Annotated in this window: 1 protein-coding gene; it reads right to left on the bottom strand. The window is 53.0% G+C overall.

Annotated features, from left to right (window positions below):
• Positions 1-8: 8 nt before the first annotated feature.
• Positions 9-1,222 (bottom strand): IS3 family transposase gene (locus NR114_RS24190; RefSeq protein ID WP_129941928.1). Its coding sequence is split into 2 segments (ribosomal slippage): positions 9-928 and positions 928-1,222, totalling 1,215 coding nucleotides; the frame shifts between segments, so codons are not numbered across the junction.
• Positions 1,223-1,258: the final 36 nt, after the last annotated feature.

Consider the following 1,258-nt stretch of genomic DNA (forward strand, 5'->3'; position numbering starts at 1 on the left):
TGTAGTGGTCAAGTAATATTGGCCACGGTTTTACAGTAAAAACGGTATCTGTTCTCTGATTCTTCCGGCGTCAGTCCACCGTTGTAATGGTGAGGCCTGACACTATTGTAGTAGTTCAATATATAATCACTGATTTGTCGCCGGGCCTCGTCCTTGCCTGCGTAACCATTCGCCGGTACCCATTCTGTTTTCAGACTGCGGAAGAAGCGCTCCATAGGGCTGTTATCCCAGCAGTTTCCCCGCCGACTGACGCTTTGCTTTATTCTGTAACGCCAGAGAAGTTGTTGATATTTCAGGCCTGTATACTGGCTTCCCTGATCGCTGTGGAACATCACATCACGCGGCTGGCCTCGCGTCTCATATGCCATCCGCAGGGCGCTGCTTATCAGCGCTGTATCAGCATTTTCTGACAGGCTCCAGCCAACCACTCTGCGGGCAAAAAGATCCATGACGACCGCCAGATAGCACCAGCGATTTCCTGCCCAGATATACGTAATATCTCCGCACCATGCCCTGTCAGGCTCCGGCACAGCGAACTGACGTTCGAGCAGATTCGGCAGGCATGTATGCTCCTGTCGGGCATTTTTGTACTGATGTTTTCCGGGCTGACAGCTGCTCAGGCTCAGGTATTTCATCAGACGCCCGGCCCGGTAACGGCTCATCGGGACACCGTTTTGAGTCAGCATTTCCGCAAGCGTGCGTGCGCCTGCAGAGCCCCGACTCTGGTTCCACGCCCGGCGTATTTCGCTGCACAACCTGACCTGCGCCGGATTAACGGTATCGCGTCGCTTTCGCCAGTACCGGTAACTACTGCGGTGTATTTCCAGAGCGGAACAAAGGCTGACAACCGTGTGGCTGTCACTCAGTCTGGCAACTATCGTGAACCGTTCAGCGAGTCGGACATCAAGAGCGCGGTAGCCTTTTTTAATATCGTATTCTGTTCCTCCAGACGGCGAATCTGCTTTTCCAGCTCTCGGATTCGTTGCTGCTCTGTGGAGATAGGCGTCGCAGAGGGCGTGATGCCCTGGCGCTCTCGCCGGAGCTGGCGTACCCAGCTCTCAAGGGTGGTAGAGCCGACATTCATCGCTTCACTGGCTTGTCGATATGAGTAGCCCTTATCAACAACCAACTGCGCACATTCCAGCCTGAACTCAGGGGTGAAAGTACGCTTAGTTTTTTTGTTCATTAAGTCACCTGTTTTGTGTTGAGGTGAGGATATCACCTTTAATCAGGTGGCCAAATTTACTGTGCCACTACA

Origin of the sequence: Serratia sp. Ser99 (assembly GCF_024519545.1) — a bacterium.
GTDB lineage: Bacteria > Pseudomonadota > Gammaproteobacteria > Enterobacterales > Enterobacteriaceae > Serratia > Serratia liquefaciens.